At 35.0% G+C, this 17,926-nt stretch carries 12 protein-coding genes, 2 tRNA genes, 1 rRNA gene and 1 riboswitch; of the genes, 9 read left to right on the top strand and 6 right to left on the bottom strand.

The window, feature by feature from the left end; all coding sequences use genetic code 11:
- Window positions 1-19 precede the first annotated feature (19 nt).
- The 4 genes from EG358_RS09455 to EG358_RS09440 all read right to left on the bottom strand — a co-directional run bounded on the left by EG358_RS09455 (window position 20) and on the right by EG358_RS09440 (window position 4,218).
- Window positions 20-93: transfer RNA gene (locus tag EG358_RS09455), tRNA-Ala, on the bottom strand.
- A 93-nt stretch (window positions 94-186) separates the two neighbouring features.
- Window positions 187-260: transfer RNA gene (locus EG358_RS09450), tRNA-Ile, on the bottom strand.
- 303 nt (window positions 261-563) lie between these two features.
- Window positions 564-2,080, bottom strand: a 16S ribosomal RNA gene (locus tag EG358_RS09445).
- A gap of 1,250 nt (window positions 2,081-3,330) precedes the next feature.
- Window positions 3,331-4,218 (bottom strand): transposase, encoded by an 888-nt coding sequence (locus EG358_RS09440; RefSeq protein ID WP_228422012.1) that lies wholly within the window; start codon window positions 4,216-4,218, stop codon window positions 3,331-3,333.
- Between the two features lie 667 nt (window positions 4,219-4,885).
- Here EG358_RS09440 and EG358_RS09435 point away from each other — a divergent pair.
- The 3 genes from EG358_RS09435 (at window position 4,886) to EG358_RS09425 (ending at window position 10,193) form a co-directional block, all read left to right on the top strand.
- Window positions 4,886-7,291, top strand: a complete 2,406-nt coding sequence (locus EG358_RS09435) for a hypothetical protein (RefSeq protein ID WP_076562158.1) — start codon at window positions 4,886-4,888, stop codon at window positions 7,289-7,291.
- A 78-nt stretch (window positions 7,292-7,369) separates the two neighbouring features.
- Complete coding sequence (locus tag EG358_RS09430) at window positions 7,370-7,606, top strand: hypothetical protein (protein ID WP_076562253.1); 237 nt, start codon at window positions 7,370-7,372, stop codon at window positions 7,604-7,606.
- A 133-nt stretch (window positions 7,607-7,739) separates the two neighbouring features.
- Window positions 7,740-10,193, top strand: a complete 2,454-nt coding sequence (locus tag EG358_RS09425) for a DUF5686 family protein (protein WP_076562159.1) — start codon at window positions 7,740-7,742, stop codon at window positions 10,191-10,193.
- A gap of 73 nt (window positions 10,194-10,266) precedes the next feature.
- Here the strand turns inward: EG358_RS09425 and folP are convergent, their stop codons facing one another.
- Window positions 10,267-11,115 carry a dihydropteroate synthase gene (folP, locus tag EG358_RS09420; protein WP_076562160.1) on the bottom strand — a complete coding sequence of 283 codons (849 nt, stop codon included), beginning with the start codon at window positions 11,113-11,115 and terminating at the stop codon, window positions 10,267-10,269.
- Between the two features lie 113 nt (window positions 11,116-11,228).
- On the opposite strand from folP, the gene EG358_RS09415 reads away from it, so the two are divergent.
- The 6 genes from EG358_RS09415 to EG358_RS09390 all read left to right on the top strand — a co-directional run bounded on the left by EG358_RS09415 (window position 11,229) and on the right by EG358_RS09390 (window position 17,027).
- On the top strand, window positions 11,229-11,792 hold the full coding sequence (locus EG358_RS09415) for a DUF1599 domain-containing protein (RefSeq protein ID WP_076562161.1): 564 nt from the start codon (window positions 11,229-11,231) through the stop codon (window positions 11,790-11,792).
- A gap of 5 nt (window positions 11,793-11,797) precedes the next feature.
- Window positions 11,798-12,907, top strand: a complete 1,110-nt coding sequence (locus EG358_RS09410) for a BT_3928 family protein (protein WP_076562162.1) — start codon at window positions 11,798-11,800, stop codon at window positions 12,905-12,907.
- A gap of 93 nt (window positions 12,908-13,000) precedes the next feature.
- Window positions 13,001-13,351, top strand: a complete 351-nt coding sequence (locus tag EG358_RS09405) for a hypothetical protein (protein ID WP_076562163.1) — start codon at window positions 13,001-13,003, stop codon at window positions 13,349-13,351.
- A gap of 64 nt (window positions 13,352-13,415) precedes the next feature.
- Window positions 13,416-14,174 (top strand): triose-phosphate isomerase, encoded by a 759-nt coding sequence (gene tpiA / locus EG358_RS09400; protein WP_076562164.1) that lies wholly within the window; start codon window positions 13,416-13,418, stop codon window positions 14,172-14,174.
- Window positions 14,175-14,326: 152 nt separating this feature from the next.
- Window positions 14,327-14,522, top strand: a riboswitch (cobalamin riboswitch).
- A 103-nt stretch (window positions 14,523-14,625) separates the two neighbouring features.
- On the top strand, window positions 14,626-15,897 hold the full coding sequence (locus EG358_RS09395) for a YncE family protein (protein WP_076562165.1): 1,272 nt from the start codon (window positions 14,626-14,628) through the stop codon (window positions 15,895-15,897).
- A gap of 8 nt (window positions 15,898-15,905) precedes the next feature.
- Window positions 15,906-17,027: a T9SS type A sorting domain-containing protein gene (locus EG358_RS09390; protein ID WP_076562166.1), complete on the top strand. Its 1,122-nt coding sequence runs from the start codon at window positions 15,906-15,908 to the stop codon at window positions 17,025-17,027.
- 71 nt (window positions 17,028-17,098) lie between these two features.
- Here the strand turns inward: EG358_RS09390 and clpP are convergent, their stop codons facing one another.
- On the bottom strand, window positions 17,099-17,785 hold the full coding sequence (clpP, locus tag EG358_RS09385) for an ATP-dependent Clp endopeptidase proteolytic subunit ClpP (protein WP_074231705.1): 687 nt from the start codon (window positions 17,783-17,785) through the stop codon (window positions 17,099-17,101).
- Window positions 17,786-17,926 lie beyond the last annotated feature (141 nt).

Genomic DNA, 17,926 nt, shown 5'->3' with positions numbered 1-17,926 from the left:
AATCAAACTCGCAAAACTGTGGAGAATAAGGGAGTCGAACCCTTGACCTCCTGCGTGCAAGGCAGGCGCTCTAGCCAGCTGAGCTAATTCCCCCTCTAGTAGTTGTTAGTTGTCGGTGTTTGGTTGTTAGTATTTGGCTTGCGCTTTTCCTAACTCCTAATACCTATAACCTAACTCCTTAATTAGTAGTCTCGGGCAGGCTCGAACTGCCGACCTCTACATTATCAGTGTAGCGCTCTAACCAGCTGAGCTACGAGACTTCATTATTTAGATATTAGAGGCTAGATTTTAGATGTTAGACTAATTTCTAACGACTAACTTCTAATTTCTAATTCTAAAATCTCTCTTCCCTGTTACTAATTTCTAGTGGGTTTTGTATTTTTTTATATATTATATAAGTAATAGGTAATGAGTAATCTTAACGTTCCAATTACTTGGAGCTTTTTACTTCTAACTTTTTCCTTTACTTATATATCAACCAAATAAAAAACTAAAGCATGAACTTTAAGTAAGTACATTGTATCTTGCGATACGTGTTTTGTTTATCGTCTAAAGACGCTCTAAAATGAGATGTTCCAGCCGCACCTTCCGGTACGGCTACCTTGTTACGACTTAGCCCTAGTTACTTGTTTTACCCTAGGCAGCTCCTGTTACGGTCACCGACTTCAGGTACCCCAAACTTCCATGGCTTGACGGGCGGTGTGTACAAGGCCCGGGAACGTATTCACCGCGCCATGGCTGATGCGCGATTACTAGCGATTCCAGCTTCATAGAGTCGAGTTGCAGACTCCAATCCGAACTGAGACCGGCTTTCGAGATTCGCATCCTATCGCTAGGTAGCTGCCCTCTGTACCGGCCATTGTATTACGTGTGTGGCCCAAGGCGTAAGGGCCGTGATGATTTGACGTCATCCCCACCTTCCTCTCTACTTGCGTAGGCAGTCTCACTAGAGTCCCCAACTGAATGATGGCAACTAGTGACAGGGGTTGCGCTCGTTGCAGGACTTAACCTAACACCTCACGGCACGAGCTGACGACAACCATGCAGCACCTTGAAAATTGTCCGAAGAAAAGTCTATTTCTAAACCTGTCAATTCCCATTTAAGCCTTGGTAAGGTTCCTCGCGTATCATCGAATTAAACCACATAATCCACCGCTTGTGCGGGCCCCCGTCAATTCCTTTGAGTTTCATTCTTGCGAACGTACTCCCCAGGTGGCTAACTTATCACTTTCGCTTAGTCTCTGAATCCGAAAACCCAAAAACGAGTTAGCATCGTTTACGGCGTGGACTACCAGGGTATCTAATCCTGTTCGCTCCCCACGCTTTCGTCCATCAGCGTCAGTTAAAACATAGTGACCTGCCTTCGCAATTGGTGTTCTAAGTAATATCTATGCATTTCACCGCTACACTACTTATTCCAGCCACTTCTACTTTACTCAAGACCTGCAGTATCAATGGCAGTTTCATAGTTAAGCTATGAGATTTCACCACTGACTTACAGATCCGCCTACGGACCCTTTAAACCCAATAAATCCGGATAACGCTTGCACCCTCCGTATTACCGCGGCTGCTGGCACGGAGTTAGCCGGTGCTTATTCGTATAGTACCTTCAGCTTTCCACACGTGGAAAGGTTTATCCCTATACAAAAGAAGTTTACAACCCATAGGGCCGTCGTCCTTCACGCGGGATGGCTGGATCAGGCTCTCACCCATTGTCCAATATTCCTCACTGCTGCCTCCCGTAGGAGTCTGGTCCGTGTCTCAGTACCAGTGTGGGGGATCACCCTCTCAGGCCCCCTAAAGATCACTGACTTGGTAGGCCGTTACCCTACCAACTATCTAATCTTGCGCGTGCCCATCTCTATCCACCGGAGTTTTCAATAATAAGTGATGCCACTCATTATATTATGGGGTATTAATCTTCCTTTCGAAAGGCTATCCCCCTGATAAAGGCAGGTTGCACACGTGTTCCGCACCCGTACGCCGCTCTCAAAGATCCGAAGATCTTCTACCGCTCGGCTTGCATGTGTTAGGCCTCCCGCTAGCGTTCATCCTGAGCCAGGATCAAACTCTCCATTGTATGTTTGTCTGACTCACTCAAAGTTATTTTACGCTTTAGTTTTTCCTTACTTGGTTGTATATTATTTTTCAATGATCTCTTCTCTTCCGCTTTTTACGATACCTACATTTTCTGTCGTTTTCAGTACCGATTTGCGTGTGCAAAAGTAAAACTTTATTTCTAATCTGCCAAATGTTTTTTGAGGAAATTTTAAAGTTTTTTGATGACCCTAAATCCTTATCCAAACACTTAAACCTCTCTACTCCTGCGCTCCCGTTTTACCGGACTGCAAAGATACAAATCTTTTTATCTTTACCAAATTTTATTTCTAAAAAAATTAAAAGTCTTTATTGATCTCTATCCATCTGTAGATGACATTAGCCTTATCGTTTCCGCCTCTTTAAAAGCTCTTCTGCGCTACCGAATCACTCTCGTTTTTCAGTGGGGCAAAAGTAGAACTTTTATACAACACAATCCTAATTTATGTAACATTATGTTTACTTTTAATTCATATTTAATCCTAAGTCACTGACCTTCTGAGAGAATAATTTTATGGGGTCTAAGGAGGAGGCGGGTGACAGGTTAAGGAGGCAGAGGGTTTGGGTTGTTTGAGGGTTGGAGAGTTGTATGGGAGGTTTCGGCTCGGGCAAAGGGCAAGGTGTATAAAACAGAAGGCTTATAAGAAATATAAGAGTATGGTTTTTTATCGCAACGGTAAACAAAAGCTTTTTATTTTATCTCTATTATAAGGTAAACTAAGGCGTTTCACTTAGTAAAGAAAAGACAAAAGGATAAAAGAAAAGGTTGAAATTGAATGGCTGGCAGAAAAGACATTACATTACCGGAAATTGAATCGCTTTTAGGTACCGCTCCGATTAAGCTTATGTGCTAAAACACATGTTCTGTTACAAAGGTGTCGCTCCTACGGAGCTTAATTTCCGATTATGTAATGTCTATTAACTGGTCGCCACTCTGTGGCTTTTCAATCTTTACTTCTGACTGCATCGGGGGTGGTCACTGAATGTATATATCCAATTAAATTATTAAAAAGAATAATTTAAATCCTGATTTTTGAAATTGAAACTTTGAAATAGAAATTCTACAGATAACTAAAGGCTCCACCAAGAACTCAATCATAGCCCGGATGTTCTATGTTACTATGCAAATTATTCAGGTTAAAATTTTAAAGTTTTTTTGAAAATTTTGTTGATATGCAGTTTTGTTTTTCACAACACCAAAACAAATCCTCAGTAACTTGTTACAAACTGCAATTAATGCAAGTTTTTAGGCTTTCCTTTTTCCAATAGTCGCAGATAAAGTTCTTTGCACTGCGTATTATGTTTTATTGCCGTCCAGGAACAAACATATAGCAAACTTCTAATGTGCGTTTTGGATGTACGGCACTTACCGGGAGAATATGATTTCTTTCCTGATTGATAAATACGTGGAGCCAATCCAAAATATTTTACGAGTGATTTCGATGAATCAAAATTTTTAAAACCAGATGTAGCGGTCATCAGTTGAAGGGAGGTCTTCTCCCCAATTCCCGAAACACTTTGTATCAAACCTTTTATTTCTCTAAATTCTTCATCTTGAAGTTGTGGAAGCCTCATTTCTACTTCCCGTATTTCTTTATCTAATTGTTTTAATCTCTTTTCATAATGTTTTTCCGTGTTGGGATTGAGCTGAGGATTGTAACGAAGCCACTTTAGCTTTACCGAATACCGTCGCTTCTCTTCCTCGAGATCATTCAGAAGTTTTATTTCTTGGTCAAGATGTTCAATCTCGATGCTTTTGGGAATATAAACTTCCGGACGAAAAATCTCTCCATAAAGTCTGATGACTTTGGCGTCTTCTGCATCAGTTTTGCTGATGATATTTTTCATCCTTGAAAAATATTTAACAGACATACAGTTAATCAAACTTGATTCAAAACCATTATCCAAAGAAAGATGGAGTATGCGACTACTATAATTACCTGTGGCTTCGATAGCCAAACAATAATCTTCTGTGGGAAATTTCTTGAGAAACGATAAAATCGAGCGTTGATTGTTTTGGATATTAAAAACCTGATCTTGATTTACATTATCCGTAAAACTTACCGTTAAAAACTTTGCTCCTACATCTACACCAATCACTTTTTTTGATAATTTTGACATAACAAATTCTTTATTAAAGAGGTTTTCTTCTGATCCACCATGGTAAAAGTTTTACCAACAATGTTCTATCCGGATTTGGAAGAAAACAGCAGCAGGGGAATAAAATCCGGGGCGATATCTTAGTATCAGTGAAGCGTCTGCCTTTATCCTGCTGCTTTTGCTCTTTGGTTGATTTTTTTAACCAAATTATTAATCTATTTTTACTAATGCAAACTTACCATTGAACGGCATGTCTGAGCTCTTTTTGCCGCAAAAGGTAAAGCTTGGCGCAAAAAAGCGAGTAGTGAAAGCCGGAAATAGATACAGAAAAGTTGGAGAGTTGGAGAATAGAGAGAGAGTTGGAGAGTCGGAGGGCTGGAGAATTGAAATGCAAACTTGGAGGTAATACATATTATGTGATTAAAAAAACACTTTAAGAGAAATCGTATTATAGCTCTGGATGAATTATAAAAAATAAAAACAATGGATTTCAAATTTACAGGGTATAATATTGTGTATCCTATATATATGTATATTTTTTTGATGAGCATGACGATTTACAAAAACTCCTATTTAGAAGCTTTCAATGAGGTAGTGAATAATTAGAGATTTTCCGATTTAAAATAAGTTAACTTCAAAAGCTTTCTCAAAAGAAGAAATATCAGTAATTTTGACCGAGCATAATGGTATGAAAAAGAGTTTGAGTTTTATTTTTTTATGGGCGTTTATTTTTGGTTTTTCACAATCAAAAATCACCGTATTTAATGAAGCTGACAACGCTCCTATTCATAATGCAGCTATTTTATGCAACGGTAAGGTTTTAGGTAAAACCAATACTGCCGGCTTTTTGGAATTTAAAACAAAATGTAAAGATGTCCAGATTGAAGCATCCGGATTTTACAAAGAAAGTGTTTTTTTAGAAAATACCACTCAGATTTTTCTTACACCAACTTCATCCAAAACTTTTGCGATAGAAACCGTAATTCTAGAAGACAAAAGCGATCCGAGAGCCTTGGAAATCCTTAGAAAAGCAGATCAGCTCTTCAAAAGTAACTCACCAGAAAGCCTTGATTCTTATGCCTATAAGTCGTACGAAAAAATTTCTTTAGATATCGATCAGGATAGTATTTCGGCTTTTAATAATTTGTTTGCCAATAATTTAGGATTATTTAAAAATAACAAAAAAGAAGATTCTGCAAATGATATTTCGGCAAAAAGAATATTTGCCAACAGTAAACTTTTTCTTTGGGAAAGAGCTCAGGAATTTTTGTACTCTAAAAAATACGGCGAAAAAATAAATATTCTTGACAATCGAATTTCCGGTCTGAAACAACCCATCTATGAAATGATTGCGGTACAAAGCAACCGAAATAAAATCCCTAGCCAGATTAAACAGGAAAATCGAGGATTGTACCGGTTTTTTCTTACCGATAGTATAGAAATCGATGGAAGGCAGAATTATGTAATTCGTTTTCGCGAAGTCAATTATAAAAAACCGATGAAGAGGCGAAAATTCAGTGGCGTAATTTATATTGATACGGAAACCTACGGCATAAAAAAGATCGAAAGCATCAGCAAAGAAAAAAATGAAGGGAATATCACAAGCATTTGGATGTACTTTAACAATAAATGGTTTCTATCTGAAGAAAGCATAAAACTTCGCATGAGCAGAATGATGATGGGGCAAGACGATGAAAATCCCGAAAAAGAGAAAGAAAAAAAGAGCAGTTTCGGCACCTATGTCTATCTTAATTCAAAATATTTCAACTACATTTCGCCTATTGAAGAAAATCCCAAAGATTTTAAAGGTTACACTTTTTCAGTGAAAAACACCGATGGGTCTACCCTTCACCTCTATCGTCCGGAACCTTTATCTTTACGAGAAAGCCACACTTACAAAACGATTGACAGCCTGGGAAAAGTTTATCAAATCGATCGAACAGCACGAATTTTAACCGGCTTAATTAACGGGCAAGTTCGGGTAGGAAGCTTTGATTTTGACATTGGTGAAATCGTCAATTACAATTTATATGAAGGTTTCAGGCTTGGTTTAAAAGGAAAACTAAACGAAAATTTCGATCCTTATTTCTCCCCGGAGTATTATTTTGCATACGGTTTAGGAGACGATAAATTCAAATACGGAATCGGAATTGATATGAAAACCACGCTTGAAAAAAATTCTTATTTCAGGCTAGAATATTATGATGACGTAAATTCTTCGGGTGAATTTTATCGCCGACTCTGGACGTTCAGAATGCGTATGATGAACTATGGAAACAACATCAACAACGATAAGTACTACCGATACAAAGGTGCTTCTTTGTCTTATCTGAATGATATAAATAATGGTTTGACACTCGCTTTTGCCACAAGAAGAAATTCTGAAGAAGCTTTGTTTGACTATAATTTTCGTGGAAAAGGTGGGTCTTTTGAAAATTTCAATACTTTGGTCACTTTAAAATATTCTCCGAACTCTACCAATATTATGACGCCACAGGGAAAATCGCTGATCGATCAGAAATATCCCGAGCTTTATTTTAATTATGAGCAAAGTATGAAAATTTTTGGCGGAGATTTTAATTATACCCGTTTTGATGCCTTATTTGTACACAATTTTAAAACAAGATTAGGCACAACAGGAGTTCGTTTATACGGAGGTTTTCTTTTGGGAGAAGCACCCATTTGGAAAAATTTCACAACAAACGGATTGGCTTCGCCAAGTAGAGATATCAATTTCAACCTTACTTCGTATCTCGGATTTGCCACTTTGGAAGGCGGAAAATATTATAACGATAAATTTATCGCTTATTATTTCACTCACAAATTACCTTTTTACTTTAAAAGTATCGGGCAAAATGTGACAAGCTTTGATTTCGTTCTCAGAGGAACAATTGGAGATATGAAGCATCCTGAATATCATGATTACAGATTCCAAAAACTCGATCATTTGTATCAGGAAGTTGGTTTGGAATGGAATAATTTTTTATCTTCCTACTTCAACCTCGGATTATTTTACAGAGTTGGATATTACACCACAACCAATTTTAAACAGAATTTTGCAATACAGTTTAAATTAAAACTTTTAGAATTTTAAAAAGCCCCGCTTTTAATAGTGGCGAAAATTCAAGGAATTTTTGAAGAGATGATTAAACTAAATATAATTATTAAAACAATGAAAAAAATAGAAATAAAAGCAGAACAATTTTTTGAACTGTTGAGATTAAAAGATACTTCAATGTGGGCTATTTTCTCCCAGATGATTGATGGTGAAGAAAAAGAAATGATTTTTCTGGATAGTGAAGATAAAATCCTTTTCAATTATATTTTACCCGATAATCAGGAAAAACTGGAAGAAGACAGAATAAAATTTTCTAAAGAATTTGCAGAAAAGCACGCTCATCTTAATTGATAAATAGTTTATATTAAAAATTTCTAACATCTGCGGCACTCTATTTGCCATAGCTGATTCGAATTGAATATTTTTAGATTTTACTAAAAAATAACTCAATATCAGCCCATTTAATTATTGTTAGAAATTTTTTATGAAAAAATTATATATCCTGCTATTATCATTCGGATACATCAGCATTTTCTCGCAGTCTAAAATTATTGTTAAAAGTTCTGTGGATAATGCCGTCATTCCTAATGCATCAGTATTTTGCAACGAAAAATTTGTAGGAAAAACAGACATTTCCGGCATACTTAATTTTAAAACTAAATGTAAAAAAGTAGAAGTTTCTGCAAAAGGCTATTTTGAAGACGATGTTGTGGTTGATAAAGTGATGGAAGTTTTTCTAACGAAAGCCGATCCGAAAACTCAAAACATTCAAACGGTAATTCTTGAAGATAAAAGTGATCCGAGAGCTTTAGAAATACTCAGAAAGATTAACGATAATTATAAGCAGAATTCTCCGTTAAGCTTAGATTCTTATTCATTTAAATCTTATGAAAAAATTTCTTTAGATTTTGATGAAGACAGCATTAAGGCCTATAATGCGTATGTTGCCAACAGAATTGATTCATTAAAAAGCCTTCCTCAGCAGCCAATGAAAGCTCAGGAAAAAAAAGACTCTCTGGAATCTGTCAATCTGATGAAGCTGGTAGGTAAAAGCAAGATGTTCTTATGGGAAAGGGCTTCACAAAGTCTATATTCACAAAAATATGGTGAGAAAACCAATATTTTAGATAATAAAATTGCGGGTTTAAAGGAGCCGATCTACGAATTGATGGCTTTCCGTTCCAACAGAAATGTAATTCCGAAAGAAATAAAAGAAGAAAATAGAAATCTTTACCGTTTCTTCCTTACCGATTCTATTGAGATCGACGGCAGAGAAAACTATGTCATCCGTTTTCGCCAGGTTGATTACAAAGCAGCGGCTAACAAAAGAAAATTTAACGGATATCTTTATGTAGACAAAGAAACTTATGCGTTGAAAAAAATTGAAAGCAACAGCAAAATTAAAAATGAAGGAAGCATCACAAGCATCTGGAAGCCGATCGAAAATAAATGGTTTTTGGTAAAAGAAAATTACAAAATAAAAATGGGATCCACCTCTTTCGACACCGACGATACGTCAGATAAAAAGAAGTCGAAAGCTGAAAAAGAAGAAGACAAAAACACCCGAAAGAAATTTGGAAGCTACGCTTATGCCACTGCAGATTATTTTGATTTTAAAACACCAATTGAAGAAAATCCGAAAGACTTTAAAGGCTACACCATTGATGTAAAAAACTCTGACGGAAAACTCATTGATCAATACCGTACGGAAAATTTAACGGATCGGGAAGCCACTACTTATACTAAAATTGACAGTTTAAGCAGTAAATACAAACTCGACCAAAAAGCAAAAGCATTAACAGGCCTATTGAAGGGAAAAATAAGAGTTGGAATTGTTGATTTTGATTTAGCCAGAATAATTGGTTACAATAAATATGAGCATTTCCGTTTTGGAGCAGGTGCTAAACTGAACGAGAAATTCAATAAATACATTTCACCTGACGCCTATTTTGCTTACGGAATTTACGATAAAGACTTTAAATATGGAGCCGGAGTTGATGTTCGTACGACTTTAGAAAAGAACTCGTTTTTCAGAGTTGAATATTTTAATGATGTAATGGCTGCCGGTCGTTTCTCAGAAAACTTATGGAATTTCAGAATGAAAATAATGAACTCCGGAGTTGCATTAAATAATGGCGTTTTCTATGGATATGAAGGTTTTAAAGTGAGTTACGAAAATGATATTACAAACGGATTAACCGTAAATGTTTCGGCAAAAAAGACTCAGGAAGAATCTAAATTTGCTTACAATTTTAAAGGTTTAGGAAATCAATTTGACATTACTTCATCAACAATTACCTTAAAATATTCTCCAAATTCGAAGAATATTATGACACCGACCGGAAAATACACTTACGAACAAAATCTTCCTGAATTATATCTGAATTATGAACAAGGCTTTAAAACATTAGATGGAGATTTTAATTTCAGCAGATTTGATGCACTTTTCGTTCACAACTTCAAAACAAAATTAGGAGTTACAGGAATCAGAGCTTACGGTGGAATTATCACCGGTGACGCACCGATTTGGAAAAATTTCACGATGAACGGATTAGGAAACGGTCACGGCAGATTGAATTTTAACCTGACTTCATACCTTGGTTTTGCTACGATGGAAGGCGGAAAATACTATAACGATAAATTTGTCGGCGCATATTTAACGCACAGATTGCCTTGGTATTTTAAAAGCTTCGGGAAGAATGTTTCAAGCTTTGATTTTATCTACAGAGGAACAATTGGCGATATGAAAAACAAAGAATTCCATCAATTTGAGTTCCAAAAATTGGATCATTTGTATAATGAATTAGGTTTAGAATGGAATAACTTTCTGTCTTCACAATTTAACTTAGGATTTTTCTACAGAGTCGGGCATTACAACACGACAAAATTTAAAGATAACTTTGCCATTCAATTTAAATTGAAATTATTAGGATTTTAAAGATGGTAAAATAAATAATATTATTGTATTAAAAACCTCTCAAAATTATATTTGAGAGGTTTTTTTGTTTGAATTAATTACTCAAAAATTCGTCAACTGTTTTCTTAGCTTCAAGTACATCATGCACACGGAGAATTTTAGCTCCTTGCTGCAGAACTTTTAAATGTAATTTTTGAGTTTCTTCATTAATATCTAAAGGAGCTTTACCTAAAGGTTTATAAATAAATGATTTTCTTGAAATCCCAATGAGCAAAGGATATTTGTCAAAACCTAAAAACTCCACTTCACCAATCATTTTCATCTGATCTTCAACGGTTTTTCCAAAACCAAAACCGGGATCCAGAATAATATCTTTGATTCCTTTTTGCAGAAGTTCGTTGGTCTTCTTTGTAAAATAATGGTTGATATCTAAAGTAATATCATCAAAATTCACTTTATGATGCATCGTTTTGTACGAAGAATTTACGTGCATTAAAATATACGGAAGTTTGGTTTCAGCAACAATATCAAACATCTTTTCGTCAAACTGTCCGCCTGAAATATCGTTCACCAAATCAATTCCTTCATTAAAACCAAATCTCACAGTTTCAGCATAAAAAGTATCCAAAGAAATTAACGCTTCGGGAAACTCTTTTTTGATCTCTGATATTACAGTTCCCATTCTTCTGATTTCCTCATCACTACTCAGAAATTCAGCATTGGGTCTTGTCGATTGCGGACCGATATCAATAATTTCTCCACCATCTTTCAATATTTTCTCAGCATGTTGCAAAGCTGCTTTTTCATTATTAAATTTTCCGCCGTCAGAAAAAGAATCGGGTGTAAGATTCAGAATTCCCATGATTTTTGGTGAACTTAAGTCGACTAATCTTCCATTACAATTTAATGAATGATTATTGATGAATGATGAATGATTTCCCATAACACAAAAATACAATTTCCGGCTTCTTACTTCCAACTTTATAGCCAAAAAACTCCGTCCTGATTCCTGCTACCTAAAACCTAATTTGTATCTTTGAAAGATTAAGAAAATGTATGTCAAAAACTTCAGAACAGTTCGGTAAAATCATCAATGAATGTCGTGATCTTTTCAGTAAAAAAATGCATGATTATGGTGCAGCTTGGAGAGTTTTACGCCCAAGCTCAATTACGGATCAGATTTATATTAAAGTCAACAGAATCCGTACGTTACAGATGACTGATGTAAAGATGATTGACGAAAGCGAGGAAGGAGAATTTATTGCCATCGTTAATTATTCAATTATCGGATTGATTCAGCTGGAAAAAGGTCTTTCGAATGATTTTAATGAAAATCCTGAAGATATTTTGAATCTTTACGATAAATATTCTGCTGAAGCTCAGGCTTTAATGGAAAAGAAAAATCATGATTACGGTGAAGCCTGGAGAGATATGAGAATTTCTTCCATCACCGATTTAATTTACCAGAAAGTATTGAGAACCAAACAGATTGAAGATAATCACGGGCAAACTTTGGTTTCCGAAGGTTTGGATGCCAATTATTTTGACATGCTGAATTATGCAGTTTTCTGTCTGATTAAATTTTCTGAACAAACAATTGCCACCGAACCCAAAAACTAATTAATATGATCAAAAGTTTATTACGTTTCATTATTGCTGTTATTTTCATCCTTTCAGGTTTTGTAAAAGCTGTTGATTTGGTCGGTTTTTCCTTTAAAATGGAAGAATATTTTTCGCCATCGGTTTTCAATATGCCGTTTTTGGAAAAATTTGCCCTGCTTTTTTCGATTATTGTGGTAGTACTTGAACTTTTCTTAGGATTTTTACTTTTATTAAAATTAAAACTAAAATTCACACTTTCTGCATTAATAGCTCTCTGTGTTTTCTTCGGATTTCTTACGTTCTATTCAGCGTATTTTAATGTGGTGACAGACTGCGGATGTTTTGGCGATGCGATTAAATTTACACCTTGGGAAAGTTTTGTGAAAGATGTTGTTCTTTTGGTCGGTTTGATTATTCTTTTTGTTTTGTATAGAAAAGAATTCGCTAAAAAAGATGCTTACTCAGATAATAATAAACCTGAAAACAATACATTTAAATCAATTGCTTTTGGAGCATTCTGCGGAATTATGATTGTTATTATGACCATTGGAATTATTAATGAGCCCATTATCGATTTTCGTGATTATAAAATTGGAACTGATCTGAAAGCTGAAAAAGCAAAAATCATTAAAAATCCCTTTGAATATAAGACATTCTATTCAATGAAAAACTCTAAAACAGGCGAAGTTTTAAAGATAAATTCCGACGATTATGTAAACGAAACAAAATATTGGGAAGAAGGTTCACCATGGAAAATTGAAGAAGGGAAAAATGAATCTAAACTCGTTAAAGAAGGCTACAAATCTGAAATAGTGAAATTTAAAATTGAAGATCCTACGGGAATTGATTTGACCGATGAAATCATCAATGCTCCAAAAGCAATTTTAGTTTTTGCGTATCATCCAAAAGAGGTTTCTTCAGAACTGATTAAAAAAGTAGAAGCAAAAGTAAATGCTCAAAAAGGAGCTGTGATTTACGGCGTTTCTACTGACCAAAATACTTTTAAAACCATTAAAAATGCAATGATGGACGGCACTGCAATCAAAACAATTGCAAGAAGTAATCCTTTTGTTCTGGTTTTAGAAAAAGGAAAAATTGTAGACAAACAACCTGCAAAATATTATGTTGACTAAAGCTGTCAATAATGGTGAATGGTGAATGGTGAATTGTCAATTACTAACTTTGAAAATATTAAACACTGAACATTAAACTTTAAACTTATAAAAATGCAAAAATCAAATAAATCTATTGCAGGTTACCATTTACTGATGATTCTTTCATCTGTAGACGGAGAATTTGCTCCGGAAGAAGGAATGTTGGTGCAGCAATATCTTGCTGACGAATTTCCATTTAAGATCAATTTAGATGACGAACTGGAAACTATTGCATTACTTAAACCAGAAGAATGGAAGGCTCATTTTGAATTTCACGGTCGTTGCTTTTTAGATGATTCTACAGAAAAAGAACGCTTAAATTTCATCAAATTTGCAAAAACGTTAATTAAAGCTGATGATAAAGTAACCGATGAAGAACATACTTTCTATGTTATTTTGAAAAACCTTTGGAATATTAAATAAGAAACTAAAAGTTAGAAACCAGATATTAATTTAATTTCTGATATCAACTTCTAAAAATAAATCTATGAGAAGAAAAATAGTTGCAGGAAACTGGAAAATGAACAAAAATGTAATTGATGCTCAACAATTAATGATTCAATTACTTAGTTATAAAACTAATAATACAACCAACTGTGAAGTTTGGATCGCGCCACCATCTTTATATTTAATGATGGCAAAAGATATCTTTGAAAAGGACGAAATCGGAGTTTTCTCACAGGATATGAGCGAATACGAAAGCGGAGCTTATACAGGCGAGCTTTCTGCAGATATGTTGGAGTCTATTGATGCGACAGGTTCTTTGATCGGGCATTCTGAAAGAAGACAATATCACGGTGAGAACGACGAAAGCTGCAATAAAAAAGTAAAATTAGCTTTAGATAAAGGTTTGATTCCTGTTTACTGTAATGGTGAAACTTTAGAGCAAAGAAAAGCAGGACAGCATCTTGACGTTGTAAAAACACAAACTGAAACAGCGCTTTTCACTCTTTCTGCGGAAGAAATCAAAAAAGTGGTTATTGCTTACGAACCGGTTTGGGCAATCGGAACTGGGGAAACGGCAACTCCGCAGCAGGCTCAGGAAATTCATGCTCACATCAGAGGAATTATTGCAGAAAAATACGGAAAGGAAGTTGCTGACGAAGTTTCTATCCTTTACGGTGGTTCTGTAAAACCTGATAATGCTAAAGAAATTTTCTCTCAACCTGATATCGACGGCGGTCTTATCGGCGGAGCTGCATTGAAACTTGAAGATTTCTCAAAAATTATTGAAGGTTTTAATTAAGAAATAATTCTTATCAAAAAAGTAAAGACATATCATTAGGTATGTCTTTTTTCATTAATTTAATAAAATAAATATCAAAAATCACATTACTATTTACAATAATTTTAAAATCATTAAATTATTACTAAAATATTATTCAAAATTTAAATAATATCTTTGCAAAAGTTTAAGGTTGAACCCATGCGTTCATTAATAGGGAATCAAGTGAAGTAAAATAATTCTTGAGCTGTACCCGCAACTGTAAGCTATTCAACTTATTATAAAGAAAAACCACTGTTTTGTGTTAATAAAATGGGAAGGTTATAATAAGATGCAAGCCAGGAGACCTGCCTTAGATTAATTTCAACTTTCGGGAATAAAAGTTTATGAGATCACATCTTCGGATATTTTTTCATGACTGTTTTTTCCTGCAGTGAAGTTTCGGGAACAAAACTTTAAATTTAATTATATCATGAAGAAAATCTATTTTCTTATTCTTGCATTTGTATTTTCATTTGCAAATGCTCAAACTGAAGGAGTTTTAGTGCTCAACGAAGGCGGCGCCGGAAGCAATAATGCTGAAATTTCGCTGATCAACAATCAATCTGTTGTTACGAACAATTATTTTAAACTTAAAAACAATAATGCTACATTGGGTGATACCGCTCAGGACATTAAAATTTTTGGTGATAAGATTTTTGTGGTTTTGAACATTTCCAATCAAATCAAAGTCATTAATAAATCTGATTTTACTTTGATTACAACTATTTCTACCAATCTTGATAATCCAAGATACATCGCATTCAGCGGAAACAAATTTTATGTAACCAATTGGGGGAACAATGGTCCCACAAACTACGTATCGGTTTATGATTTAAACACTTACGCTCATCAAGCTAATATTCCTGTAGGAAATGGCCCTGAAAAGATTTTTAGTAAAAACAACAAACTATATGTTTTGCTGAAAGGAGGTTACGGTCTCAATCATTTTATGGATGTAATCAACACGACAACCAATACTGTCGAATCACAGGTAAATGTAGGTGACTCACCAAACAGTATTTTTGAAAAAGACAATCTTTTGTATATTATGAGTTCGGGAGATCCTTATGCACAAACTTCTTTTGGGACACTTACTGTTTATAATACAACGAATCAAACTACGGTTTCTAGCACTACATTTCCTGTAGGTGTAAAGCCAGCTTATATGGATACTGACGGAACGAACATTTATTACATGAATGAAGCTTCCATCTACAAAACGCCTATTGATGCACCGTCGATTAATACCACGCCTATTGCAGTTACGCCCATTACCGTAAACAGCTATGGTACTGCGTACGGATTTAATGTTATTAATAATAAAATTTATGCAGCCGATCCTTCAGGATATGTTGCGCCGGGAAAAATTTACACTTACGATTTACAAGGTACTTTACTGAATACTTTTACAGTAACTTCTCTACCTAATCAAATCATTGCTTATAATAGCGCATCCCTTTCTACAATTGAAAATAGTAAAGCTTCAAAATTAACGGTATATCCAAATCCTGCAAGCAACAGATTCTTTGTACAAGGCCTGAATTCTGGAAACGTGCAGGTTTATGATCTCAATGGAAGAATCGTTATCAATGAGAAATACACTGAAAAAGGAATTAATGTTAGCACATTATCAAAAGGTATTTATATTGTAAAAGTTACCGATAAAAATATCAACTTCAGCGAAAAGTTAATCATTAAGTAATAGTTGATATGCAAAAAATATTAAGTTTTATATTCACTTTTATTGTTGCTTTATCTTTTGCACAATTAACAGCAAACGATGTAAAGTTTTTTGTGGGAACAGGCTCTCAAACCGCTTATTTTGTTGCCGATTTTAAAGACGGAACTGATGACAGATCTTATGTATGGGGAGTAAAATTCAATCCCGGACAAAATATCACCGGTCCTCAAATGATGCAAATGATAAAAAATGCAGAACCGGCATTTGATTATATTCTTACTTTCAATAACGGCTTTCTTGATAAAGTATCATTTAATGATCATGTTGCACAATCTGTACCAGACTATTGGAGTTTATGGGGAGGTAGCGATACAAATAATTGGTCTATGGGAGGATGGATGAACAGCGGAACAATCTTAAACGGAGAATGGTATGGCGCAAGCTACGGTTTTAGTAATCCTACTGCTGAAGCTCCTGCGACGCCAATTCCTGCCTACAGTTCGTTGTGGTATAATTCTTCACAAATCACCAACTGGATTGGAACAGGAAGCAATAAAAGTTTAGTTGTCATCGATTTCGGAACCGATAATTCTAACGGAAATGCTAATTCTTTTGTTTTTGGAATTCAATACAACGGAACCATTACCGCAGAACAGGCTTTACAGTTGATTGATGCTCAAAGCAGCACCTTTAATTATACTTCTGTTGCAAATCAGGTTTCTACTTTATCATTGAATTCTTTATCAGGAACAGCAAACGGTACAAACACCTGGAAATTATACAAAGGAACCAATTTATCAAACTGGAAAACCAATGCTAATCTTTCTACAATAACCTTAACAAATAATGATTGGTTTGGATTGAGTTTCGGAACAAGAAGACCGTTTACGCCAACAGAAGCAAATGTTAATTTGAGTGTTTCGGATGCTGTAAAGCAAAGCTTTAAAATATATCCGAATCCTGCGAGTGATTTTATCATTATTGAAACCAAAGATGAGATCAATACTATCAACATCTACTCTATTTCAGGTCAAAAAGTTTTGAATACACAAAGTAAAAAGATTAATATTCAAAGTTTGAAATCGGGAGTTTATTTGGTTGAAATTAAAACCAACCAGTCGACAACGACACATAAAATCATCAAAAAATAATTTGATTTTTAATATTAAAAATTTCGGCGCACCCAAAAGGCGCGCCGAAATTATATCATAATTTGAAAAAATTATTTCTTCTCTTTTGATCTCTGTAAAACTTCATCTACCATTCCAAAATCTTTTGCTTCGGTAGAAGTCATCCAGTAATCTCTGTCTGAAGCTTTCTCAACCCACTCGTAAGTTTGTCCGGAATGCTCAGAAATAATGTCATAAAGCTCTTTTTTAAGCTTCAACATCTCTCTTAAGTTAATTTCCATGTCAGAAGCAACACCTTGAGCTCCACCAGAAGGCTGGTGAATCATCACTCTTGAGTGTTTCAAAGCAGAACGTTTTCCTTTTTCACCTGCAACCAATAAAACAGCTCCCATTGAAGCGGCAATACCTGTACAGATTGTAGCAACATCCGGCTTGATAATCTGCATCGTGTCATAAATTCCTAAACCTGCATAAACGCTTCCTCCAGGAGAGTTGATGTAGATCTGAATATCTTTTGAAGGATCTGCACTTTCTAAGAATAGCAACTGAGCCGTTACAATATTTGCAACCTGATCGTCAATTCCTGTTCCCAGGAAAATAATTCTATCCATCATCAAACGAGAGAAAACGTCCATTTGAGCAACGTTTAATCTTCTCTCTTCCATGATGTAAGGCGTAAGATTGGTAGGATTAAACATTCCCATATACTGATCGGTTACCAAACCGTTATTTCCCAAGTGTTTTGTAGAGAAATCTCTGAATTCTTTTTTAATGTCCATATTTCTATCGGTATTATTTTTAAATTTAATTAAACTTTAAATTACAACTTTTATTCCTAAAATTTTATAGGACTTTTTGTCAGTTTAGGTTGCCGTATTTAGTTTGAAAGCTGCAGATTTTTTTTATAATAAAAATTAATA

It is taken from the genome of Chryseobacterium indoltheticum, from assembly GCF_003815915.1.
GTDB classification, from domain to species: Bacteria; Bacteroidota; Bacteroidia; order Flavobacteriales; family Weeksellaceae; genus Chryseobacterium; species Chryseobacterium indoltheticum.
Note: the sequence above shows the minus strand (reverse complement) of the source record. Positions and strands in the feature narration are given on the sequence as shown.

Bases quoted from the DNA above. Each gene is read 5' to 3' on its own strand.
- EG358_RS09440 (WP_228422012.1), bottom strand. From the start codon at position 4,218: ATGTCAAAATTATCAAAAAAAGTGATTGGTGTAGATGTAGGAGCAAAG.
- EG358_RS09435 (WP_076562158.1), top strand. From the start codon at position 4,886: ATGAAAAAGAGTTTGAGTTTTATTTTTTTATGGGCGTTTATTTTTGGT.
- EG358_RS09430 (WP_076562253.1), top strand. From the start codon at position 7,370: ATGAAAAAAATAGAAATAAAAGCAGAACAATTTTTTGAACTGTTGAGA.
- EG358_RS09425 (WP_076562159.1), top strand. From the start codon at position 7,740: ATGAAAAAATTATATATCCTGCTATTATCATTCGGATACATCAGCATT.
- folP (WP_076562160.1), bottom strand. From the start codon at position 11,115: ATGGGAAATCATTCATCATTCATCAATAATCATTCATTAAATTGTAAT.
- EG358_RS09415 (WP_076562161.1), top strand. From the start codon at position 11,229: ATGTCAAAAACTTCAGAACAGTTCGGTAAAATCATCAATGAATGTCGT.
- EG358_RS09410 (WP_076562162.1), top strand. From the start codon at position 11,798: ATGATCAAAAGTTTATTACGTTTCATTATTGCTGTTATTTTCATCCTT.
- EG358_RS09405 (WP_076562163.1), top strand. From the start codon at position 13,001: ATGCAAAAATCAAATAAATCTATTGCAGGTTACCATTTACTGATGATT.
- tpiA (WP_076562164.1), top strand. From the start codon at position 13,416: ATGAGAAGAAAAATAGTTGCAGGAAACTGGAAAATGAACAAAAATGTA.
- EG358_RS09395 (WP_076562165.1), top strand. From the start codon at position 14,626: ATGAAGAAAATCTATTTTCTTATTCTTGCATTTGTATTTTCATTTGCA.
- EG358_RS09390 (WP_076562166.1), top strand. From the start codon at position 15,906: ATGCAAAAAATATTAAGTTTTATATTCACTTTTATTGTTGCTTTATCT.
- clpP (WP_074231705.1), bottom strand. From the start codon at position 17,785: ATGGACATTAAAAAAGAATTCAGAGATTTCTCTACAAAACACTTGGGA.